The 24,374-nt window shown below is 46.6% G+C and carries 18 protein-coding genes; 7 read left to right on the top strand and 11 right to left on the bottom strand.

The window, feature by feature from the left end; genetic code table 11:
* Nucleotides 1-36: 36 nt before the first annotated feature.
* Nucleotides 37-951, top strand: a complete 915-nt coding sequence (gene queG, locus AC5ZC7_RS07345) for a tRNA epoxyqueuosine(34) reductase QueG (protein ID WP_496160238.1) — start codon at nucleotides 37-39, stop codon at nucleotides 949-951.
* 67 nt (nucleotides 952-1,018) lie between these two features.
* On the opposite strand, the gene AC5ZC7_RS07340 is transcribed toward queG, so the two are convergent.
* Nucleotides 1,019-1,819, bottom strand: a complete 801-nt coding sequence (locus AC5ZC7_RS07340; RefSeq protein WP_496160239.1) for a DUF4350 domain-containing protein — start codon at nucleotides 1,817-1,819, stop codon at nucleotides 1,019-1,021.
* Nucleotides 1,820-2,213: 394 nt separating this feature from the next.
* On the opposite strand from AC5ZC7_RS07340, the gene AC5ZC7_RS07335 reads away from it, so the two are divergent.
* Together AC5ZC7_RS07335 and AC5ZC7_RS07330 are read left to right on the top strand one after the other, a co-directional pair.
* A complete protein-coding gene (locus tag AC5ZC7_RS07335; RefSeq protein WP_496160240.1) occupies nucleotides 2,214-6,311 on the top strand; it encodes a two-component regulator propeller domain-containing protein in 4,098 nt (1,365 codons plus the stop codon).
* A 691-nt stretch (nucleotides 6,312-7,002) separates the two neighbouring features.
* Complete coding sequence (locus AC5ZC7_RS07330; RefSeq protein WP_496160682.1) at nucleotides 7,003-7,296, top strand: DUF5110 domain-containing protein; 294 nt, start codon at nucleotides 7,003-7,005, stop codon at nucleotides 7,294-7,296.
* A gap of 29 nt (nucleotides 7,297-7,325) precedes the next feature.
* Here AC5ZC7_RS07330 and AC5ZC7_RS07325 read toward each other — a convergent pair whose 3' ends face one another.
* Nucleotides 7,326-7,682, bottom strand: coding sequence for a hypothetical protein (locus AC5ZC7_RS07325; protein WP_496160241.1), 357 nt, complete (start codon nucleotides 7,680-7,682; stop codon nucleotides 7,326-7,328).
* A 184-nt stretch (nucleotides 7,683-7,866) separates the two neighbouring features.
* On the opposite strand from AC5ZC7_RS07325, the gene AC5ZC7_RS07320 reads away from it, so the two are divergent.
* Nucleotides 7,867-8,412, top strand: a complete 546-nt coding sequence (locus AC5ZC7_RS07320; RefSeq protein ID WP_496160242.1) for an alpha/beta hydrolase — start codon at nucleotides 7,867-7,869, stop codon at nucleotides 8,410-8,412.
* Between the two features lie 272 nt (nucleotides 8,413-8,684).
* Nucleotides 8,685-10,514, top strand: a complete 1,830-nt coding sequence (locus tag AC5ZC7_RS07315) for an alkaline phosphatase (protein ID WP_496160243.1) — start codon at nucleotides 8,685-8,687, stop codon at nucleotides 10,512-10,514.
* Nucleotides 10,515-10,559: 45 nt separating this feature from the next.
* Here AC5ZC7_RS07315 and AC5ZC7_RS07310 read toward each other — a convergent pair whose 3' ends face one another.
* From AC5ZC7_RS07310 to AC5ZC7_RS07270, 9 genes are all read right to left on the bottom strand, one after another.
* Nucleotides 10,560-11,264 carry an NrtR DNA-binding winged helix domain-containing protein gene (locus AC5ZC7_RS07310; protein WP_496160244.1) on the bottom strand — a complete coding sequence of 235 codons (705 nt, stop codon included), beginning with the start codon at nucleotides 11,262-11,264 and terminating at the stop codon, nucleotides 10,560-10,562.
* Between the two features lie 80 nt (nucleotides 11,265-11,344).
* Complete coding sequence (locus AC5ZC7_RS07305) at nucleotides 11,345-12,004, bottom strand: beta-phosphoglucomutase family hydrolase (protein WP_496160245.1); 660 nt, start codon at nucleotides 12,002-12,004, stop codon at nucleotides 11,345-11,347.
* A gap of 384 nt (nucleotides 12,005-12,388) precedes the next feature.
* Entirely contained in the window at nucleotides 12,389-12,895 is a 507-nt protein-coding gene (locus tag AC5ZC7_RS07300; protein ID WP_496160246.1) for an SRPBCC family protein, read from the bottom strand.
* A 27-nt stretch (nucleotides 12,896-12,922) separates the two neighbouring features.
* Nucleotides 12,923-14,095 carry a redoxin domain-containing protein gene (locus AC5ZC7_RS07295; RefSeq protein WP_496160247.1) on the bottom strand — a complete coding sequence of 391 codons (1,173 nt, stop codon included), beginning with the start codon at nucleotides 14,093-14,095 and terminating at the stop codon, nucleotides 12,923-12,925.
* Nucleotides 14,096-14,123: 28 nt separating this feature from the next.
* Nucleotides 14,124-15,326, bottom strand: coding sequence for a redoxin domain-containing protein (locus tag AC5ZC7_RS07290; RefSeq protein ID WP_496160248.1), 1,203 nt, complete (start codon nucleotides 15,324-15,326; stop codon nucleotides 14,124-14,126).
* 30 nt (nucleotides 15,327-15,356) lie between these two features.
* Nucleotides 15,357-16,742 carry a RagB/SusD family nutrient uptake outer membrane protein gene (locus tag AC5ZC7_RS07285; protein WP_496160249.1) on the bottom strand — a complete coding sequence of 462 codons (1,386 nt, stop codon included), beginning with the start codon at nucleotides 16,740-16,742 and terminating at the stop codon, nucleotides 15,357-15,359.
* A 20-nt stretch (nucleotides 16,743-16,762) separates the two neighbouring features.
* Nucleotides 16,763-20,260, bottom strand: a complete 3,498-nt coding sequence (locus AC5ZC7_RS07280; protein ID WP_496160250.1) for a SusC/RagA family TonB-linked outer membrane protein — start codon at nucleotides 20,258-20,260, stop codon at nucleotides 16,763-16,765.
* Between the two features lie 450 nt (nucleotides 20,261-20,710).
* Entirely contained in the window at nucleotides 20,711-21,667 is a 957-nt protein-coding gene (locus AC5ZC7_RS07275) for a FecR domain-containing protein (RefSeq protein WP_496160251.1), read from the bottom strand.
* A 70-nt stretch (nucleotides 21,668-21,737) separates the two neighbouring features.
* Nucleotides 21,738-22,283 carry an RNA polymerase sigma-70 factor gene (locus AC5ZC7_RS07270; protein ID WP_496160252.1) on the bottom strand — a complete coding sequence of 182 codons (546 nt, stop codon included), beginning with the start codon at nucleotides 22,281-22,283 and terminating at the stop codon, nucleotides 21,738-21,740.
* Between the two features lie 133 nt (nucleotides 22,284-22,416).
* On the opposite strand from AC5ZC7_RS07270, the gene AC5ZC7_RS07265 reads away from it, so the two are divergent.
* Entirely contained in the window at nucleotides 22,417-23,412 is a 996-nt protein-coding gene (locus AC5ZC7_RS07265) for a YncE family protein (protein ID WP_496160253.1), read from the top strand.
* A 160-nt stretch (nucleotides 23,413-23,572) separates the two neighbouring features.
* Complete coding sequence (locus AC5ZC7_RS07260) at nucleotides 23,573-24,373, top strand: alpha/beta fold hydrolase (protein WP_496160254.1); 801 nt, start codon at nucleotides 23,573-23,575, stop codon at nucleotides 24,371-24,373.
* Nucleotide 24,374: the final 1 nt, after the last annotated feature.

Below are 24,374 nucleotides of genomic sequence, written 5' to 3'. Positions count from 1 at the left end.
GAACTAAGGTATAAAAATTCACGTAATTTCGCGGAGATGACGCACACTTTATTCATAAAAGAGCTGGCCCGGGAACTGGGGTTTGACCACTGTGGTATTGCAAAGGCCGTGCAACTGGATGAGGATGCGCGCAGACTGGAGACCTGGCTGAATAAGGGCATGCATGGCAACATGCAGTATATGGAAAATCATTTCGACAAGCGTATAGATCCCCGCAAGCTGGTAGATGGCGCCCAGTCTGTTATTACCTTATTATTTAACTATTTTCCGGCGGAGCGGCAACGCAGCGATGCCCCGCGTATTTCCAAGTATGCTTATGGGCATGATTATCATGAGGTAATCCGGGCGAAGTTGAAAACCATGTTGTTCCGGATGCAGGAGCATATCGGACCCGTGCAGGGACGCGGATTTGTGGATTCCGCACCGGTACTGGAGCGGGCCTGGGCCAGGCGCAGTGGGCTGGGCTGGATAGGTAAAAATGGGAACCTTATTCACAAACAGGCCGGTTCGTTTTTCTTTATTGCCACCTTGATTACGGATCTGGCCCTCGACTATGATGGCCCGGTGGGCGACTATTGCGGATCTTGCACCCGTTGCCTGGATGCGTGTCCTACCGAAGCGCTGGTAGCGCCGGGCGTAGTAGATGGCAGCAAATGTATTTCTTATTTTACCATAGAACTGAAAGAGCAGCTGATACCTGATAAGATGAAGGGGCAGTTTGACGACTGGATGTTTGGCTGTGATACCTGCCAGGATGTATGCCCCTGGAACCGGTTCTCCAAAGCGCACCAGGAGGCGGAGTTTACACCTATACCCGCTATCCTCAACTTCTCTACCCGCGACTGGGAAGAGCTGACAGAGGAAGCATTTAAAACTATTTTCCGTCACTCTCCCCTTAAACGCAGCAAATTTGGGGGCATTCGCCGCAACCTGGATTTCTTAAGCTCTTAGCCATTAGCTTTTAGCAAAATGCAGCGGAGATTAACATAGGATGTTCTCCGCTGCATTTTGCTAAAAGCTAATGGCTAACCGCCGAAATCAGCCACTGCGTGAGGTCTGCTGCGGCCTCCACATTTTGGTAAGATGCTGGTAGCCGCTTTCCATCTACATATTCGTTATAAAACCAGGGATCTCCAACGGCAAACACCTTTCCTTTACCCACTTTGGCTACGGCCATAATCACATGTTCTCCGTCTTTAAAAACGGCGCTGGCAGGCGGCTTTACCTGTATGGTAGATAGTTCCTTGATATATACTTTTTCGCCGTGGGTAAAAATATCATGCCCAACAGGGAGCTGAAAGGTGCCCTGCTCCCAGTTCTTTCCTTTCACGCGGTTGCGGCTGTCGCCATTGAAGTGGATACCAAATTTTTCACTCAGCTCATTAAAGTGGTCAAATTCAGCGTTGGCGGAATCATTTTCCATCAGCACCAAAACGCCGCCGGCTTTTACCCATTTGACGATGGCGGCGGCATCCTTTTCATTCATGTAGTTGGGATGGGAGGATTCCTTTTCGGTGTCCGGATCGATGATCATATAGATATCGGTTTTGGCCAGATTGGCCGCTGTAGGTGCTTCCAGGAGGCTATCCCTTCTAACGCCCAGGGAGTCAAAAATGCCACCCCATATGGATAGTCCGCCCATGTCTGTTTCGGTCCAGATGTAATGCCAGCGCACGGGAGTACCGTCTTTGCCGGGTTTAAACTCGTTGTTGTAATAGTAATCGAGGGTAACGGTCAGTCCTTTACCCGGCTGCTGTTGGGCGATAGCGGTGATCACCAGGCTACATAACAGCAGCATACTTGTCAGGATACGTTTCATGGATGTTCAGATTAGTAAAAAAGTACTCATTTATCTTTAAAGCTAATAACCGCCCCGTCTTAAAATTATCTTGTAATCCTAAAATCACCATCCAGGGCTTATTTTCATTTTTTTTAAAATATTATTTGCTAATTTCTTGACAATCGTTTTAGCTTCATTTACTTTTGTAGAGCAAGAGGCTGGCTACCCCAACAAAAGCGCAAATATCACTCGTTATATACCGGTTATGCCGGACAAGCTGATTAACTTTTTATGGACCTGAGTGCCATAACGTGGAATTTTAGCAATAAAGGTCGAATTCTTTCGACCTTTCTTTGTTTATAATCGTTTTGTACTATATTGTTGCGCCTTAATAATTGTCAGGATAACATTTTTTTTCAACCAAGGAATGTACATGCGGAAGAGTGTCTTCATATGCTTTTTTTTACTACTACTTATACAGCATCTACGGGGTCAAACCCAGACCTACCAGTTTAACCGGATAGATATTAACCAGGGCTTGTCTAACAACCAGGTGAACTGCGTATTCAGGGATAGCACTGGTTTTATGTGGATAGGCACCGTATCGGGGTTAAACCGGTTCGACGGCTATCATTTTACCATATTCCAGCACGACCTGCGCGACAGCAGTTCTGTCTCCGACAATAATATCAGTAAAATCATGGCGGGTCCGGGGCAACAGCTCTGGATACAAACCCGCACCGGCATCAATATATATAACCCGTTAAAAGCTACCTTTAACCGGCATCCCGAAACCCTCCTGCAGCAATGGGGCATACCCGGCAACGTGTTAACGGATATTGTAAAAGACCCATCAGGGCAATATTGGTTCCTGCACCCCACGGCGGGTATTTTTTTGGCAGATGGATACCACAAAGCACTTTCACTGGTACATACGGCAGACAGCAACAGCATTGCCAGCAACAGTGTTGCCGTCATGACACCCGCCAAAGACGGTGGTTATTGGCTGTTACACAGCAATGGCATCCTGGAAAAATTGGATGCCCGCAGTCATCGCATCGTTTACCGCAACCGCACACTGGTAAAACCTGAAAGACCTGGCACTGGCTGGTCGATGGTAGCCGATAATGATGGTGACCTCTGGATATTCAGTAACAATGAAGACAACGGCGTTTACTATTTTGCGGTAAACGCACGCAGCTTCCGGCATATTGATCAAACCACTGGGGGTTTGGCGCTCAACAATAATATTGTAAAAGGCATTGTACCGGATAACAACGGCCAGGTATGGATAGGGACGGATCATGGCGGCATCAATATCATCGATAAAAAGGCATCCACTGTCCGCTACATAGAAAATATCCCCGAAGATACACGCAGCCTGAGCCAGAACAGTACCACCACCCTCTATAAAGATAATACCGGCATCATATGGGTCGGTACTTATAAGAAAGGATTGAATTATTACCATGAAAACATGGTAAAATTTCCACTTTACCAGTACCAGGCGTATAGCCGTAACAGTTTACCCTATAATGATGTAAACCGGTTTGTGGAAGACGACCAACACAACTTATGGATAGGTACCAACGGCGGCGGCCTGATTTATTTTGACCGCCGCCGCAACACCTTTACGCAATACCGCCATGACCCTGGCAATTCCAACAGTATATCCGGCAACGTTATTGTGAGCCTTTGGATAGACCATCGCAGGCAACTATGGGTGGGGACTTATTTTGGTGGACTGGACCGGATGGAGGGGCAGCGGTTTGTACATTACAAGCATGATCCCAAAGACAGTACCAGTATCAGCGACAACAGTATCTGGGAGGTGCTGGAAGACAGCCATCAACAACTGTGGGTAGGCACGCTCAGCGGCGGCCTTAACCGCATGGACCCGGCAACACAGCAGTTTCAACACTTTCAGCGGGAAGTGCCTTCCCGGTATATTGCCGCACTACTGGAAGACAAAGCCGGGAACTTATGGGTGGGCACATCGGAAGGACTCGATGTCAGAAGCCCCGGTACTGGTCTTTTTACCCACTACAGCAGTAATCCGTCGGTACCCGGCAGCTTGAGCCATAATAACGTGGTTTGCATTTTCCAGGACAGCCAGGACCGCATCTGGGTGGGCACCCGCGAGGGGCTGGATCTTTTCAACCCCGGTAACCACACCTTTCAGACCCTCCGTAAAGAAGACGGGCTACCAGATAACTCCATTCTCAATATCCTGGAAGCCAATGATCATAGCCTTTGGATGAGTACCCCCAATGGCTTGTCCAATATGACTATACACCCGGGCACTAACGGCAAAGGCAATACGTATTCGTTCAAAAATTATGATGAGTCTGACGGACTACAAGGCAAAGAGTTTAATGAAAATGCCGCATTGAAAACCAGTCGCGGCGAACTGATATTCGGTGGAGGTAATGGTTTTAATATCTTCTATCCTGATCAGATGACTATTAACAAAAACATCTCTCCGGTAGTATTAACGGATCTGCAGATCTTCAATAAAAGTATTTTACCGGGTGAAAAAGTCAATGGCAGGACACTGCTTACTGCTGCCATTTCGGAAACACGCAGCATTACGCTGAAGCCTGGTGAAAATGTATTTTCCCTGGAATTTGCGTCCCTGAATTACTTCCATCCGGAGAAGAACCGGTATGCTTATATGCTGGAAGGCTTTAATAAAGAGTGGCTATACACCGACGGTCTGCAAAGAAAGGCCACTTTTACCAACCTGGATCCGGGGGAATATACTTTCCGCGTAAAGGCCTCCAATAATGACGGCGTTTGGAATGATACAGGACTTACCCTACACATCCGGGTATTACCTCCCTTCTGGAAAACCTGGCCCGCATTTCTTTGCTATGCGCTGCTGATATTGGGCGCGTTGCTATTGGCCCGGCGCATCATCCAGGAAAGAGAGCGGCTCAAATTCAGGATGGAACAGCAAACACAAGAAGCCGCCCGCATGCACGAACTGGATGCGTTGAAAATACGTTTCTTTACCAATGTAAGCCACGAATTCAGGACACCACTGAGCCTTATTATCACGCCACTGGAAAAAATTATTCGTCAAACTACGGAAGGGAATTTAAAAGGACAACTGGAGTTGATGCAACGGAATGCCCGGCGCCTGCTCAACCTCGTCAACCAGTTGCTCGACTTCCGTAAAATGGAAGTACAGGAAATAAAGCTGCATACTGCTGAAGGCGACCTGGTTGGCTTCGCCCGGGAACTGACAGCCTCTTTCTCCGACCTGTCTGATAAAAAGCATATACAACTGACCTTCCACAGTAATGTACAGGAACTAAAGATGTTGTATGATGCTGACAAGATAGAAAAGATCCTGTTCAACCTTCTTTCCAACGCCTTTAAATTTACGCCGGAAGAAGGTAGTATCGCGGTGCAGGTGAATTACCCTGAAGGCGCCACGCAGGTAGAAATTGCGGTAAAAGATAATGGTATTGGCATTCCATTGGAAAAACAGGCATATATCTTTGAACGTTTCTTCCAGCATGAAGTACCGGCTTCCATGGTGAACCAGGGCAGTGGCATAGGATTGTCTATTACCCGGGAATTTGTCAAAATGCATGGTGGCAGCATTAGCGTAGACAGCGCCCCGGAAATGGGTAGCTGCTTTACGGTGATACTCCCCGTAAAAACCGCTGCGGTGGTAGTACCCGGGCAGGTAGAGGAAACAATCCGGCCCACAACAGCCCACACACCTCCTGCTGCCATTAATCCTAACAGTAAAAAACCGGTGCTGCTACTGGTAGAAGACAATGAAGATTTCCGCTTTTACCTGAAAGATAACCTGGGGCAATATTTCCAGGTAATAGCCGCAGAAAATGGGTTGGCGGCATGGAAGATATTACAAACCACCTTGCCTCATCTCATAGTAAGTGATATTTCCATGCCTGAAATGGATGGACTGGAATTATGTAAAAAAGTGCGTTCCCAACAGCAAACCGCGCACCTGCCAATTGTATTGCTCACAGCCCGGGCAGAAGAAGCGCAACAACTGGAAGCCCTGGAAACAGGGGCCTCCGACTATATCACCAAGCCATTTAACTTCGAGGTGCTCCTGTCTCGCTTAAAAAATATTATTTCCCAACAATCCTCGTTACGGAAAACCTTCCAGCAACATATTGAGGTCAATCCCAGCGAAATAGCTATTTCTTCCGCTGATGAACAGTTTATCCAGCAGGCGTTGCAAATTGTAGAACAACATATTTCCAACCCGGATTTTTCGGTAGAAGAGCTGAGTCGTACGCTCTTTATGAGCCGTGTATCTGTTTATAAAAAGATATTGGCACTCACCGGCAAATCGCCCATTGAATTTATCCGGGGTATCCGTTTGAAGCGGGCGGCCCAGCTACTCGAAAAAAGCCAGCTTACAGTCGCTGAAGTAGCGTACGAAGTAGGCTTCAACAACCCGAAGTATTTCTCTAAATACTTTAAGATGGAGTATAATATGCTGCCTTCGCAATATAAAGCAGAAGGCGGAAAGCATAAAGCATAAAGCCATTTTAGCGAATAAGCAGAGCGGATTTTGTCTTTGTACAGGATTAGACTGATTATACTGATTACATTTTTCTGATTATGTAAGATAGATGAATAATATATGTTGTCTATCTTACTTAATCATAAAATCGTAAAAACAAAAATCAGTATAATCAGTCTAATCCTGTACAAAGACAAAATCCGCTCTGTTCAATTCTCCTATCAACATTTTTACCCCTTTAAATAACGAAATGCTACCCTTCCCTGCAGCAGGCAATGGATAATTTTGTGGTTGATTATCAAATCTGTCTATGTTCAAGCACAATTTTAAGAAAAGCAATCGTTTGTATCTGTTGATCGAAGTTCTCCTGTATGGTTTAATTACCATCTCCCTTATCGGGTTGTTACTGCTATAAACTATTTAAAGCCAGCCACTTTCCACTCACCGATTAACATTTGATACCCTGATCAGGATCATTTCATTACCCGGGTAAATCTTCCGGTTAACATAATCGCCCTACATTTAAAACATACGGCTACCCTATGTTTCGGGGTGTCCATTTATTTTTGTTTCCACACGTTCTGAAGTTAACACGTTTTTGAAAACAACCAAACGCATTACATCACGCATACTACTATACGTAAAAGAAGGCGCCACTCTGCCAATGGGTTCTGTCTTATAATATACAAACGAACACAAAGCAGACACCATACAGTTATATGTATATACCGGTAAAGACGGTGATTTTACTTTATATGAAGATGAAAATAATAACTATCAATACAAGAAAGGCGCTTACAGCAACATCCCTTTCCACTGGGATGAAGCAGCGCAAAGGCTCAGTAAAGGAAAAAGAACGGGGAGTTTTCCGGGAATGTTACAGCAGCGGTACTTCCGCGTGGCATTTGTTGACCAACAAATGCCTGCTGATCCGGATATTCCACAACAAGCAGGTCACATGATAACATATAATGGAATAGCAAAAACGGTCCGGGCCTTCTGACCTGGACCATATTCATCAGACTGGTTCAGTTAAAACACCAATACGTTATTGAACTCCTTTGCCATATAAAACACGTTAAACATGAAAATCTGGTACAAAGTCAGCAATTTTTCGACGCGGCAGTCTGTCATACGAACGCTTACTGTATGTAGTATGGCTGCTGTTGTTGCGCCTCCCGCGCTACATGCCGCCGCCCGTAACGGGAAAGCATATACGTGCCTGGTAAAACCTACAATATTATTACGCTGAACGAAAATGAGCTGACGCTGGTACAACATGGTGATGGCTGGCGGAACATCTGGATGTTCAAGCGGAAAGGGTTTGTATTTTAAAAATCCACTTATGCCCCCCGTTGGGCCTTTCCGCGGGGGGATTTTGTTTAGCATGATGAATTAATATAACACGACTACTTAAGATACTCAGTATTAATCAATGCTGTTTTGGTTGTTACCTGTTGCCGGAGTTTTTCAGCTCCGGCCATTTTATAAATACCCATCTCTCCTTCCGTCTGTCATACGTAATTCGTAATTCGTCATTCTTTTTGCTATCTTTCAATACACAAATAACGTCATGGAAATTAAAGTACTAACTGCACCGGGGTTGGGTAGCTCCGGTCCATTACACTGGCAAACGCTGTGGGAAGAGTCGATACCCGGTACCAGGCGGATCGAGCAAACAGACTGGGATGCGCCGGTTTGCGAACGCTGGATAGCAGAAATAGAGAAAGCTGTTAAGGCCGCGGGGCCACAGGTGGTGATTGCCGCCCATAGTTTGGCTTGTATTGCGCTGGCACATTGGGCCAGGCAAAGCAAAACACCCATTACCGGGGCATTGCTGGTAGCGCCGGCAGATGCAGAAAGGCCTGAATTTCCGGAGGCTGCGGTGGGGTTTTCGCCTATTCCGCTGGTAAAGCTGCCTTTTGAAAGCATTATTGTTGCCAGCACCAATGATCCTTATTGCTCGCTGGAAAGGGCTGCTTTTTTTGCCGGGAAATGGGGTAGCCGCTTTGTAAATGCCGGGGCCAGGGGCCATATCAACAGTGAATCCGGTTTGGGAGCCTGGGAAGAAGGGCAAAACCTGCTCAAAGAATTGGTGCAAAACTGGCCCACCCTCTGATAATTTGCTCTCCATACGTTTAACCTGTAGTTTCTACGAATTCCACGTCCACCTTCCTCCGCTTATCCAATACTTTCCTTTTGCCGCCAAAAAAATATATCTTAGTCGCTGAATGCTCAACTAAATCGATTTTTCAGCGGCAACAATTAACATAATGATAAACTACTACCGGAAGGCTGCCAGATAAGATTGTTGCTACCTTTGCCCCCTTTAAACGGGGGACGCTTTATTTATAAAGTAACCATTGCATTTTACAACAGATGAATTATACAATGAAGAATTTTGTTTCGGTTTTGTCGGGCGTATTGCTGGCGGCCAGTGCAAATGCACAAATCAGACAATACACGATGGCGGCGGCGCATTCGCATAACGACTATGAACGTGCCACCCCCTTTTATGCTGCGGCTTCTTTGCAGTTTGGGTCTATTGAGGCAGATATACACCTGAAAGACGGTGTTATATATGTCGCACATGATCCCAGCGCCATCACCCCTTTCCGCACCTTTAAAGAAATGTACCTGCAACCGGTACTGCGGCAGTTTGCCTTATATAACGGCAAACCATATGCAGATAACTCTCCTATGCAGTTACTGATAGATATTAAAACCGAAGGCAGTCCTACCCTGCAGGCATTACAGGCGCTGCTGCTGCCTTACCGTCAATACTTCGACCGCAGCACCAATCCATCTGCGGTAAAACTGGTGATTTCCGGCAACCTGCCTCCTATGGCGGAATGGGAAAAATTTGATCCCATTTTCTTCTTTGATGGCAGACCCGACAGCGTATACCCGGCGGCGTTAAAACAGCGTATTGCTATGCTGAGCGTTGATTTTGGACTATACAGCCAGTGGAATGGTAAAGGTACCCTTGTACCGGCTGAAATGAAAAAAGTGACCCAGGTTATTGACAAGGTACACCAACAAGGCTATGCCTTCCGTTTCTGGGGCGCGCCTTCCACCAGGAGTACTTACTATAAACTGATGGACCTTGGAGTTGACTGGATTGGCACCGATCATCCGGAAGAGCTGTACGACGTAATGCATAAAACCACGCATACCACGGCTGGCGATATGCCGGTACATCCTGTATATACACCGAGTTACGTGTCTGATGCCACGCAGGTACGCTCTAAAAACGTAATCCTCTTTATTGGCGATGGTACCGGGCTGGCAGAAATGTTTGCTGGTTATACCGCCAACAAAGGTGCGCTCAATATTTTCCAGATGAAACAGGTAGGCTTGTCTAAAACCCAGTCGACCGATAACTACCATACCGACTCCGCTGCCGGCGGCTCTGCGCTGGGTACAGGCAGCAAAACTCATAACCGGGCTATTGGTATGGACAACACCTACGTAGCTATTCCCGTACTTCCTGAAGTACTGGCCCCTAAAGGCATACAGAGTGGTGTGATTGTAACGGAAGAAATTACCGGCGCCACCCCAGGCTCTTTCTATGGTCATACGCCAGACAGGGATAGCACTTATACCCTGAACAGGCAACTCCTCAGCAGCAAACTGCAACTGGCCGTAGGCGGTGGCAGGGAAGAGCTGAACAGAGATGGCGGCGCAGCACTGTCTGATGCAGGTATTCAGCTGTATGACAACCTGGATAGCTGGGACCCGGCGATGAAAAAACGGACCCTGGTGATATTGAGCGACAAAGTGGTTACTTCCATGCGTAATGGTCGTGGTGCTTATCTGAAAACAGCGTTGAAAAAGGCATTACAGCAGCTGAATGCTTCGGGGAAAGGTTTCTTCCTGATGGTAGAAGGCTCCCGTATTGATCATGGTGGTCACTTCAACGACCTGGATTACCTGGTACGTGAAATGCTCGATTTTGACGATGCTATTGGAGAAGCCCTGCGCTTTGCTGACAAGGACAAACAAACCACCGTTATTGTGACAGCGGACCATGAAACCAGTGGTCTGGCGCTGATGGATGGTGATATTGCAAAAGGCACCTTACGCGGTCACTTTGCTACCAACGATCATACTGGTATTCCTGTGATGGTATTTGCTTATGGTCCTAATTCCAACTTGTTCCGCGGGGTGTATGAGAATAATGAAATACACGCGAAGATGCTGAAATGCTTCCGGTTCTAAAATAGTTGATGGGGGGACGCGTTTCGCGTTCCCCTTCTTTCTCCCTTAGCGCAAGTTGCCCGGATCTGTTACAAAGTTCAGGAAGGCATTGAATTTAGCGTTGTACTTGCGTTTATCCAGTTTGAAGTAGAAGGCGCCCCGTTTGGAGCTAAGGCGGTCTTTATCTTTCTGTTTTATCAACAGTCCGGTAGACAGCACTTTACGGCTGAAATTACGTTTATCAAAGGTAACATCGTATACGGCTTCGTACAGAAGTTGCAATTGGGGGATGGTAAATTTCAGTGGCAGCAGTTCAAACAAAATGGGGTGTATGGCGGCTTTATAGCGAATTTTCTCCTGGGCCATCGCCACCATTTCTGTATGGTCAAAAATCAGGTCTGGCAGTTTATCCAGCGAAATCCATTCTGCGTGGTATTCGTCGCTGATCTGTAGTTTGAGCTGGTTGAGGTCAAGCAGGGCGAAGTAGGCAATGGAAACGGTGCGTTCTACCGGGTCGCGGGATGGCTCACCGAAAGCAAAGAGTTGTTCCATGTATACGCCTTCGAGGCCGGTTAGTTTATGGAGCACCCGCTCAGCAGCTGTTTCAAAGCTTTCATCCGGCTGCACAAATCCGCCCATCAGGCTCCATTTATTCTTCTGCGGCTCGAATCCGCGCTTGATCAGCAACAGCTTCAATTCTTCCCCATCAAAACCGAAAATGATACAATCGACTGCTACCAGCATTCTTGATTGCCCCGAATAACGTGTCATACCGCGAAATATTTATATAGGCCGGCAATTTATGGTACAAGGCTGACATTAGGAAATTATATTGCGATATTTCCGGATAATCAAAACAACTGTTGCAACACCGGATCGGTATAATCTGCCACAAATGCAATGATATTGTTGTAGGCATCGAATTCTTCCCGTGTATGCATAGTAGTGAGCACAACGGCTTTCATGCCTGCATTCAATGCCGCTTCCACTCCTTTGGGAGCATCTTCAAATACAATACAGTTGGCCGGCGTGGCGCCAAGCAGGGAAGCGCATTTCAGGAATACTTCCGGGTTGGGCTTACTGGTAGCTACATCATCCGCGCTTACGATCGCCTCCAGGTAACGGCGTATATCCAGGTTATCCAATACATAATTGATGTTGAAGGTATTGGCAGCAGAGCCAATAGCCATAGGAATGCCCGTAGCGGCGGCCTTTTCCAGGAATGCAGGCAGTCCTGCAATCAGTTCCAGGTGAGGGCGGAATGCCTCCTGGTATAGTACTTCTTTCTCATGCGCAATATCCTGCATCTGCTGTGAGGTGAAATGATTCTCCCCGAATATGCGCATCAGCAACTCTTCATTCTTGCCATACATATGGCTCCTTACGATCTCCCGTGGCAGGTTAGCGCCCAGTTTGTTCAGCATGTTATACCATCCTTCGAGGTGGTATTCCATGTCATCAATCATGGTACCGTTGAGGTCGAATATAAATGCTTTTTGCTGCTGGTTCATAATGCCTTTTTTTGTAAGGCGCAAAGATACGCGGAATTTATTAGCAGTTAGCCATTAGCTTTTAGCAATTAGACAATGCAGCGGAGATCATCAAATGTTGGTCTTCTCCGCATTAGCTAACTGCTAAAAGCTAATGGCTAATAGCTATTCCAGCATGTTGGTCTTCTCCACATTAGCTAACGGCTAAAAGCTAATGGCTAATAGCTATTCCAGCATGTTGGTCTTCTCCACATTAGCTAACGGCTAAAAGCTAATGGCTAATAGCTATTCCAGCATGTTGGTCTTCTCCGCATTAGCTAACGGCTAAAAGCTAATGGCTAATAGCTATTCCAGCATGTTGGTCTTCTCCGCATTAGCTAACTGCTAAAAGCTAATGGCTAATAGCTATTCCAGCATCTTCTTCAATCCAGCTTCGTAATTATCTATTTCAGCAGCCAGTGCATCTACCAATGGTTTACGGCTGTTCTTATCTCCTTCCAGTATAATACCCCAGCGTATTACCGAACTATCGTCCTTATCCGGCAGGGATTCTACCAACGCGGTAACGGTAGCATGGGTAATTCCGTTGGGTAAAGGAGATTCGATATTGAATACAAAGAATTTGTAGGACTCATGTACCTGTTCGATAACATCCCGGCGTTTACGATTATCCGTGAACGTGATATCACGGTAACGGGTTTCTCCTTCGGTTACGATTTGTACATCTTTGATCATACCATTTGAGTAATCCTTTACCTGTGGCAGGTTACGGATCACACGCCATATTTTTACGGGCTGGGCCTTAATCACCGTTTCATGTGTATAATCGGGGATGATTTTCTTAGCTGCCTGCATTTGCGCCATCACGGCGGTACTACAACAGATTAACAACAGTGTCCATAATTTTTTCATAACTCAGTACTATTACAGGTGATTTGTTTATTTACCAAAAATTTCCGCCAGCTTTTGACTTAATTCTTCTCCACGCAGGTTTACGGCTACAATTTTTCCTTCCTTATCGATTAAGAAATTGCTGGGAACCGCATTGATATTATATTCCTTAGCGACTGCATTTTTCCAGCCTTTCAGATCGCTGACATGTGCCCATTCCAGGCCGTCGTCTTTAATGGCTTTCAGCCATGCGTCTTTCTTATCATCCAGTGATACGCCGAGGATTTCCAATCCTTTGCTGTGGTACTTTTCGTAGTTGTCCAATACGTTAGGATTCTCTGCCCGGCAGGGACCGCACCAGCTGGCCCAGAAATCGAGCAATACATATTTACCGCGATAATCCGACAATTTGATGGGTTTACCTGTTGTATTGTTTTGGGTAAAGTCCATCGCTGTTACGCCGATAGCGGTTTTCTTTGCTATGGCTTCGGCTCTTTCCATGTCTATCTTTTTCTGTTTTGCTTCTGCCAGCCACGGGTATTCTTTCGATAAACGGCTGATTTCTGCCAGGATCAGGGCTTTGTCTTTGCGGGGATGCAGAAAGTCCAGTGCGTACATCAGTACAGGTGTATGCGGGTTCATTTTTACCAACAGCTTAATGCGTTCATCCATGTCATCACCCAACCAGCCAAACTGGTCCATTAACGCACGTTCCAGCGCCGTATCTTTTGTCAATGAGGCTTTATATTGCAGCTGTCCTACCTGTATCATGTTCTGATAATTACGGTGCACAATAAAGTTCACGTCGTTGATCAGGTTATTTTCCTTACTCCCTTCAATGAATACATAAGGAGGATTCTTGATTTTTATGAAAGCGGTATCACTACCGCGAAAATCAATTTTCAGGTCGTCTTTACCGGCCCATACTGTGAGGCGATCTTCCTCAAATTCATTGAGAATATAGAATTGAGGGCGGGTGGCGTCGAGCTTCACACTGTAGGAACCATCTGCTTTCAGGTGAATGGTATCTATGGTTACGCGGTCATCGCCTACTTGTTTCTGTACCCTGAACGGAAATTTTTCCTGTTGTTCTGCCGGAGGCGGAAATTTTATTTTACCGCTTACGGTAATGAATTTTTTTGCCTGCTGTGCGGAAGCGGAGGTGGTGATTCCCGCTGCCAGCAATAGAATACACGTTAACTTGTGTTGGTACTTTTTCATCTGTATGTAGCTGTTTTAAAGATATTAATTATTGCATTGGCACCATCGGAGTGGCTTCTGTTACTTTGCCATTTTCTTTGGCTGGCTTTTCTGCAGGTTTTACGTTACCGCCAAAAAGGGACGCCAGTTTCTTTTCTATTTCGCCGCTGCCATCCGGGTTGAAGCCTACTTCTTTCATCAGGATAACGCCCTCCGGGCTGATCAGGTAAGTAGTAGGCACACCGGTAATAGCGAAGCCTTTGCCGGCAATATTGCTGTTGTCTAAGGCCTGTTTCCAGGGGTTATTTTCTATTCCCACTGCCTTCAGCCAATCGCTTTTACTTTTATCGATAGAGATGCTGTAAATCTCGAATGGTTGATTTTTGTATTGCTGGTATACTTCCCGCATGTGTGGAAACGACTGCCGGCAGGGGCTGCACCAGCTGGCCCAGAAGTCGATCAGCACATACTTTCCCTTAAATTGATTGAAAGCCAGTGGTTGATCTTTTTCATCCGGGAGCGTAAAGTCATTTACCTTTTTACCCACGGCGGAATTCCTGAGCCCTTGTGAAAACTCCAGGAACTCTTTTGCTTCCTTTGTTTTTTTCATTTCGGGAGATAGGTTCGCGTACAGTCGCTCCTGTTGCTCCGGGCTCATGTTCTCCCGGGCATCTGACAGGCTGAATACGGAAGCAAACGAGTTGGGATGCTGTTTTACCAGCTTTTCCAGTAACGGGTTGATATACTTTTGTTGCAGGCTTCTCTGCTTTGCGTCAAAAGCGGCATAGCGGGGATCATCTTCCTGTAGCCAGGCTTGGCCGAATTCTTTTTTCAGCTCATTGCTGATTGTTTCCCAGGCAGCTGATTTTTGTTTTCCGTACGCCTGCAATAGTTCAACGGCTTCTGAACCCTTTATCGTAGAGGCGCTCAGCCCTTTTACCACATCCGAAGTAACGGTGTAGGTAACCGGTTTATCCATCAGGATACCGAAGGGCGTATACATTTGTCGCTCTGCCAGGATATATTCCGGGAGCAACATCAGGAACACCGGCTCTTTAAAAGGAATTTTAAACGCGTAGTGGCCATTTTCTATGATAGCAGAATCGTTGTATGTACGGGAATAGATGTACATTTTATTGTGTCCTTTCAGGTCGCCGGTGATGGTGCCCTGTAACACTATTTGTTGTTGTGTTTGGGCGTAGCTGCACATCCCTATCAGGGTGGCTGCAATCGCGCCGGTCATTTTTCTCATTTGCATTTATTTATGTTTCCGGTATGATGATTAATAACCTGCATTTTGTTTAATGAGGCCTTTGGTAATATCAATTTCGTGTTGCGGAATGGGCCATGCATAACGATTGGCGGGCAATTGCGGGTTAGGCGCCGTATTAGTGCGGATGGCATCGTAGCGGGCAAATCCTTCAAAAGCCAGTTCCCAGCGGCGCTCCTGCAGTATCCTGGTGATCAGGACTGCCGGTGTAGCAAAGTCGGCTGCCGTGTATACTTTCGGTGGTCCTTTTTTCGTATATGCGCGGGCGTATACCTGGTTGAGTAAATCAATAGAAGTGCTATTTACGCCTTTGGTTTGAGCCAGGGCTTCCGCCAGTGTAAGCATTACTTCCGGCAAGCGGATCAGGGGTACATTATCCCGGATATTCAGATCTGTAAACTTGCGCATTACCGGGTCATGATATAACATCAGGCTATCGTGGCGCTCGTCGCCGGCAGTATATGTATTCAGGAAATCAGGCAGGGGATTATTGAACCCGTATGCATAGTAGATGCCATTGTTATCATTGTACCTGGATGTTTTATTGAAGCTTTCCGGGAGCGCAAATAATATTTCACTGCTCAACGGATAGCTACCCTGGCTGGTTTTATAATTATCCGGCCACAGGTCCCAGAAGGTGGGTTGCAGATGATATACATTTCCCGTCAGGGCTGCCTGTGCGTATACTACTGCTTTATCGTAAGCCTGGCTGTATAAACAAACCCTTGCCGCCAGCGCATTGGCGGCGCCCCTGGTGGCCCTGCTACCCTGGCTAAGTGCATCGCCACGGGTTACCGGCAGGTCGGGGATCGCCGCATCCAGGTCTTTCAATATTTGCGTGTAAACTTCTCCGTTAGTAGCACGTGGTACATTTTGTGAACCGTCATAACCATCGAAGGGATCCAGTCGTAATGGTACCCCCATATTACCGGACTTTCCCTGTAATGCGCCATCACCGTAAAGGCGCAACAATGCCAGGTAGCAGTAGGCCCGTATAAACCTGGCTTCTCCGATGAAGATGGCTTGTTTGTTTTTATCGAACTGCGCATATTTGGGCAGTTGGGAAATGATCACATTACACTGATTGATGGTGGCATAAGGATTTGACCACATAGGCGTATACCGGTCGTCGCGTGGGTCCATAGTGCCTTTGACCACATTTTGATCGAAAGTACTGGCAATACCGGCAGTTACATCTCCCACCTGATAATTATCACCTGATACGGCGTTCATCAGGTTTAGATAAGTGCTTCCGAGGTAGCCTTCTGCAGTTTGTTCATTCTTCAGCAATTCCGATTCCACCATAGTGCCTTCCGGTTTCAGATCCAGTTGTTTGCTGCAGGCGCTTATCAGCAGCAGCAACGTAAACAGGCTTATATGGTACGTATATTTTTTCATATCCAGCTCAGTTTATAATGTTAAAAAGAAGCCTTTATACCCAGCCTCCACGTACGTGGAGAAGGCATCGTGAGTTCGTCAAATCCCATATTTAAGGCAGAAGAGCCATATGCACTCACTTCGGGATCCAGTCCGGAATATTTCGTGAGAATAAAGAGATTATTTACTTCTGCATATACTTTCAACGCGGTAAATATCCGGGCGGTTTTCAGTTGTTGAGGGCTAAAGTTGTATCCCAGTACCAGGCTACGCAACTTTACAAATGATGCGTCTTCCAGGAAACGGGAATTTTTCCGGTCCAGCGTATAGTCGTACGAGGTACCAAAGCCCGCCAGTGAGTAATTAGAAGCATTGATCAATGCCGGGATATCTGTTTTTTGTCCGGGAGTTTTCCAGTAATTCACTAAGTCGCCCGACAGATTGTATAAATTATTGGCAACTGCGGAACTGCCCAAATAGCTATACATAGCAGCTTTTGCACCATTATACATTTTATTACCGGCAGAGAAAGAAAAGAAGCAGTTCAGTTCCCATCCCTTCCAGCTAAAGCTATTTCCAAGCCCACCGAAAACGACGGGCATTGCATCTCCCATATACTTCCGGTTTACATAAGGTGCATCCGGGTATTGTTTCTGTATGGGCACTTCAGATATCTTTCCGCTACCATCTGACCATTGTGGCTGCCCGTTATTGCTATTTACGCCTGCCCAATCGTATAAGTAGAAAGCGGTGGCAGAATGGCCGACACGCCAGAAGCGACTACCGGTGACTTCATTTTCTGCGGCCAACTGTTCTTCGTCGATCTGATGTAAGCGGGTAACCGTATTACGGTTGCCTGAGATATTGAAAGTAGTATTCCAGCTAAAATTCTTCGTCTTTATATTCTGGCTGTTGATGCTAAATTCGATCCCTTTATTGGTAAGATCTGCACGATTCTGTTGCTGCAAATCGAAGCCCATAAAGAAAGGCAGCGCAGACTGCAAAATGGCATTAGATGTTTGACGGCGGTAATAGTCGATTGCACCGCTTACCTTTCCCTGCCAGAGGCTATAGTCCGCTCCGATGTTCCAGGTGGTAGTACGTTCCCATTGCAGATTGGGGTTAGCTGGTTGTTTATTGTCGATCGTAGGTAGGTTACCGTAAGTAGCGCCATATACATTGATAACGTACTGTCCCTGGTTACCATAGTAGCCGTTGCCACCATCATTACCCGTAAACCCTACGCTGGCACGCAATTTCAGCTGTTCAATTAATTTGGATCCTTTGAGGAAATTTTCCTCGCTGGGCGCCCATCCCAACGCAAAGGAAGGGAAACCTACATAACGATGATTCGCGGAAAAGCGGGAAGATCCATCGAGGCGATAGGTAATGCCGGCCAGGTATTTATGTTTGTATTCATAGCTCAGGCGGCTCAGGAAAGATACCTGTGCCCATTGTTGCTGCAGGGAGTTCTGTACTCTTTTATCGCTGGCGGTAAGAATGCTGAGCATATCATCATTCATAAATCCTCTTCCACTTACACTATTGATATTTTCTACCGACTTCTCAAAACTTTGTCCCAGCATAGCACTCACGGCATGTCCGTCTCCCAGCACTTTATTAATATCCAGCCGGTTATTAATGACCCATTTGCGGAGTTGTTGTTGTGTTTCGGTAGCGGAGCCGCCTATGGTTTGAGGGCGGTCGATGATGCGGTTATAAGCGCGGGAGCTGATCCAGTCGATCCCTACATCAGAATGCGCAGTTAACCAGGGGAGCAATTTGAGATCTGCAAAAACATTCCCCAGCACCAGGTTATCGGTGTTATAGTTTTTACCTGTTCTCGCCTCTCCTACCGGATTCGACACATTCTCCGGGCCAGTGGGATTATTCCCATACAACCAGTTGTATTTGCTGCCGGTGCTATCAAAGACACTGATATTTGGCGCTTTCTGAATAGCACTGCGATAGATACTTTGAGCACTTAAAGCGTTATTCACCGTTTGGTTCAATGTCATGCTGACACCCACTTTCAGTGATTTGCTCATCTGGTTATCAAAGTTCACGCGGCCCTGGTAGCGGGTTAAATCATTATTGATAATATATGATTGGTCTTTGGTGTAGCCAAGACTTACATAGTAATTGGTTTTGTCTGTTCCCCCGCTCATAGACACAACTGCATTGTTACTATAGGCATTACGGACTACCTCGTTGAGCCAATTGGTATTGACATTAGTGGGGAATTTATAATTCAATGGTGTGTACCAGTTGCCGGAGGTAGCTTTACCGATAGAATCCTTTTGCCGGAACAGTTCCGTATAAAAATCGCCGTATTGTTTACCATTCATAATAGATGGTAACTGCCGTGGTTTGCTCAGGGAAGAGCTCACCTGTACGTCTACACGCATTTTTCCTTTCGCTCCTTTTTTGGTAGTGATGAGGATCACGCCGGCAGAACCACGGGAGCCGTAGATAGCAGTAGAGTAGGCATCTTTCAGCACTTCTATGGATTCGATATCGTCTGGATTGAGGGTGGCGAGTGGATTTTTTTCGAAGGTGGTAGGCTGGCGGTATTCATTGACTACCTGGTTGCCACCGTAAGAAAAGGCAGCAGATCCACCTTTATTATAATCTACTGTATTGAGGTTGGGATCGATACCGTAAATGGGCACCCCATCTACTACAATCAGCGGGGAGTTTCCACTGCTGTTGAGCGTACTGATACCACGGATAGTGATATTGGAAGCAGCTCCCGGCACACCGCTGGAGGGCGCAATGAATACACCGGGCAGTTTTCCTACCATAGCCTGATCGATGGTGAGTGGCGATTGTCCGGGCTCTTCACCGGGTTTATAGGTAGCTACAGCACCCAGCAGGCTACGCCTTTCCTGTACACCGTAGCCGATGGCTACCGCCTCGGTTAAGCGGAGTGCTTCCATGTATAAAGCCACGTCCCGGCTGGCGATTGTGCCGGACAATACTTTTACCCCTGGTAGTGTAACTGCGCCATAACCAATGGAGGTAAAACTCACATTATAAGTACCGGCAGGCAGGCTGATTTCAAAGGCACCCTCTGCATTCGTAATGGCATAGTATTTTGTACCCACTACTTTCACGGTAACACCTGGTACCGGCGGCCCCTGCGCGCCTTCCCTGACGATTCCTTTTATTTTACCGGGACCAGTTTGCGGCATTTCCAGCATGGTGGCCGGTGCGGGCGCTTGTTTAATAATCAGCAGCACCCCATTTTTTTCTACATACTTCAATGGCGTATTGGCCAGCAAGGCATCCAATACTTTAGCCAGCGGTTCATTTACAAACTTTAATTTCTTTACCTGGTAGCGTACCAATTCCTGGTTATCATATCCAAAGGAAAGATGGTACCCGGACTCCAGTTTTTTCACACAGGATGCAAGGGATTCGTTCTCGAATTTCTCTGTTACCCTTACTTGCTGTAATAGTTGGCTATACCCTTTACTGGCATACAGGAGGGTGAAACCTCCCAGTATAAAAACAGTGACCATTACGCTCCATCTCATAAGACCTGGTATAAAAGTTAGCGTAAGCGATTTTTGCATATATTTGGTTGATTTTAGTGTTAACTAAATGCATATGACAGTCATCAAGCGTGTCTCCAAATCACTGCCTGACTGTTGTATAACTTTCTAAAAACCGTCGCTGCGCCAACAGAGGCGGTTTTTTTTAGCTGTTAGCCTTTAGCTGTTAGCTGTTAGCCAATGCAGCGAAGACCAGCATTTGATTATCTCCGCTGCATTGGCTAACAGCTAACAGCTAAAGGCTAACAGCTATATGGGACATAGCTATCGCATAGGATGGTATGGTTTTCCCATCCTCATTTATTTTGGTTGCATCCTCCTTGTATGCGGGTTTTTTAGCTGTTAGTTATTAGCTTCCAGTCTTTAGCTAATACAGCGGCGGTAATCAAATGTTAGTCTTCGCCGCATTTGCTAAAAGCTAACTACTAAAGGCTAAAAGCTTTTACGATGTATGGTAATCTCTTTTTCCTTTATGTCATATTGTAAAGGGTGAATAGTGCTGATCAGGTCAAGTACCTGGGTGATCGTTAATTCTTTGCTGCACCGTAACGTATATTCGTCTTGCTTCATTTCTGCCGGATTAAACCGGATATGTACGCCATACTGATTTTCCAAAATGAGGGCCAGTTCAGCGAAACCAACCTGCGAGAGGCTGATCATGCCGCTGGCCCATTCATTTATTTGTTGGTTATCGATTTTCGATTTCATGTACTGTTGTGCGGAGCGGCTAAAGGTGAGCTGATCATTAGCGCTGAGTACATCCAGCCCCTTTTGTGCGTGCAGTACCTTTACCATACCGGTTTTCACGGTCACCTGTGTTTCATCGAGGGTACCGTACGCTTTCACGTCGAACGAAGTACCGAGTACCTGTACATTGAGTTCGGAGGTATGCACTTCAAACGGATGTTTTGCATCTGGTTGTATGTCAAAAAATCCTTCTCCATCGAGCTTTACGGTACGTACTGCGCCAAATTGCTGCGGATATTCCATCCGGGCGCCGGCATTGAGCCATACGTGGGAGCCATCTGGCAATACCATTTCCTGCTGATGCCCGGGAGCCACCTGCACAATGATCATATGATGACGTGGTTGCCATTGCTGCACAAACCACCATCCTCCCGTGAGCGCCATTCCAGCCACCACTGCTGCCGCTATCCACCAACGGGACCGCATCTTCACAACGGGCGCCGTTACCGGTTCCAGCTGCCCATGGATCTGTTGTAACAGATCAGCTTGCAGCTGCTGCCGATGGGCTTCATCCCGGAATGTATGCATGGGTTGTTCGGGCTGGCGATCATACCAGTCCTGCAGCCATTGCAGTTCTTGTGGAGTACAGGTTCCGGTTTCAAGCCGCTGGAGGATCTTTTCTATTTTATCTTGAGCATCCACGCTTTTAACCATTTGTAATATTAAAGACACCCGTGTAAAACGGTAGTACTAGATGAGGAAAAAATATTTTTTATTTATAGCGCTGTAGCTTGTCTTTCAGTCGTTTCAGGGCAGAAGTCAACTGATTTTTTACAGTTTGACCGGAGATACCCAGGCGCGTAGCTGTTTCCTGCACCGTGAGGCCATCCCGGCGGCTTAGCAGATATACTTCCTTCATTTTTTCGGGCATATCGGCGATGGTATCCCTGATGATAGTCTGAATTTCTGTCAAAAAAAGGTGGTCATCTGCCGAAGGCAAAACAGGCACGGGAAAATCAGCAAATATATCCAGATGTTTCTGATAGTGTTGGCGGTGGCGGAGATGATTGAGCACACGGTATTTGAGCGAAACAAAAAGGTATGCATCCAGCTGTTCCCGGATTACAATTTCCTTTCTCTTATGCCAAAGGGCCACAAACACTTCCTGTAAGCAATCCTTTGCGTCTGCTTCATTTTGCAACCTGGCGTAAGCGGCGATGTATAATTTCTCCCAGTAACGGTGATACAATTCATCAAAGGCAGCTTTATCATCCAGCAACTGCATACGTTCCAGCAACGCGGTATCCGGCAAGTGCATCTATCACCAAAAGGTTTAAACGTAAATATATGGAAAAGCGCTTCAAAAAAACAAGGGGTATTTAGTGTTAGGCTAAACACTACAGGTTGTCTCCAGAATCAACCACGAGTTTTGCCAGATAACAATTCATGCCATGAAACAAGCACTCACCGCTCTATTTTTGTTTTCTGCCACCGCTACTATGGCGCAATCCGGCACCTACCAGGTCACCAAAACTTTCCCCGTACCGGGAGATGGCAAATGGGATTACATTGCCCTGAACCCTGTAACCGGCCATTTATATGCCGCGCATGGTACAGTAGTTAACATCCTGGATAAAAAAACCGGCCAGGCTGTTGGCACCATCAGCGGTACCACCGGCGTACATGGGGTAGCTTTTGCCGAAAAATTCCGGAAAGGATATACTACCAATGGTAAACTGAATACCGCTACCGTGTTTGATATACAAACCAACAAAGTACTCGGGGAAGTAAAAACAGGCGAAAAACCAGATGCGATCTTGTTTGATCCCTTCTCCCAAAAAATCATTGTTTGTAATGGCAATAGTGCCAGTCTGACGGTGATCGATCCTGCCAGCGACAAAGTAGTAGCCACCGTAGCATTGGGAGGCAGCCCCGAAACCGCTGTTACCGATGGGAAAGGAGACATTTACGTAAACCTGGAAGATAAAAGTGAAGTAGTGAAAGTAGATGCCCGTACGTTTACTGCCGGCCCACACTGGTCGCTGGGTAAAGGAGAAGCGCCTACCGGCCTGGCTATTGATGTGGCTACGCACCGCTTATTCTCCGGTTGCGATAATAAGCTGCTGGTAGTCCTCAATGCCGATAACGGCAAGGTAGTTACCTCCCTGCCTATTGGCGACGGCTGCGATGGCGTAGCATTCGATGCGGGTACCCACATCATTTTTGCGTCCAATGGCGAAGGCACCTTATCTGTTATTGAGGAAAAAAGCGCCGATAAATACCTCTCCCAAAAACCGGTTACTACCCGTAAAGGAGCCAGAACACTGGTAGTAGATCCTCAAACGCATCATGTATATCTTCCCGTAGCTGATTTCTTGCCTGCCAAAGGCAATACCAAAGCGGATATTGCGCCAGGCACCTTTAAAGTGCTGGAAGTGGGTAAGTAGTTGGTTCGTAGGAATTACTTATATTTGAAGATGTGACTTTCTGAACTGTGTAAAACCTGCAAAAGCGGACTAAACCAAGCTAATAACCGGGTTTAGTCCGCCCACTCAAAATTACCAGTTTAGCGGCTATAGTGCATCATTTCAAATATATATCGTTGCTATGGACATTATTCAAAGAAATAACATCCACGTTGTTGGTAACCAGGATGCCCATCAAACCCTTATGTTTGCTCATGGTTTTGGATTAGATCAACACACTTTTTCAAAAATTATCCCGGCTTTCGAAAACGATTACCAGATTATATTATTTGACAATGTTGGCGGCGGCAAAGCCGAGTTAAAATCGTACAGCCCTAAACGTTATGAATCCATCAACGGCTATGCCACTGATGTAGCAGATATTATCCAGGCATTAGATGCCAAAAACCTCACTTTTATCGGGCACTCTGTAAGCGGGATAATTGGCCTGCTGACCAGCATACTTTATCCCGGCATGATAGATCGCCTGATCCTGTTAGGAGCCAGCCCCCGTTATCTCAACGATCCAAAAGACGGCTATATCGGAGGGTTCGACAACGCCGCGCTGACCAGTTTATTTGAAGCCATGGAAGGCAACTACCACGCCTGGGCCAGCGGGTTCTCCAAACTGGCGATGCGCAATGAAGACAGGCCCGAATTAGCTGAAGCATTTGCTACTTCCTTATCGGCGATACGCCCGGACATCGCCATCCAGGTAGCCAGGGCCATCTTTTACATGGATCACCGCGATGCCCTGCCTAAAGTAACCATTCCTACCCTGGTAATACAAACAGCCAACGATATTGCCGTACCTGCCGTGGTAAGCGAATACCTGGAAGCCCACATCCCGAACAGCCGGCGAACGGCTGTACAAACGCATGGACACTTCCCACAGGTTTCTGCACCCGCCGAAGTAATTGCCGCTATACAGTCTTTCCTGTAAT

Source organism: Chitinophaga sp. 9-1-y (genome assembly GCF_059511905.2).
The sequence above is the reverse complement of the archived record's forward strand: the minus strand, read 5'-3'. Positions and strand labels throughout refer to the sequence as shown.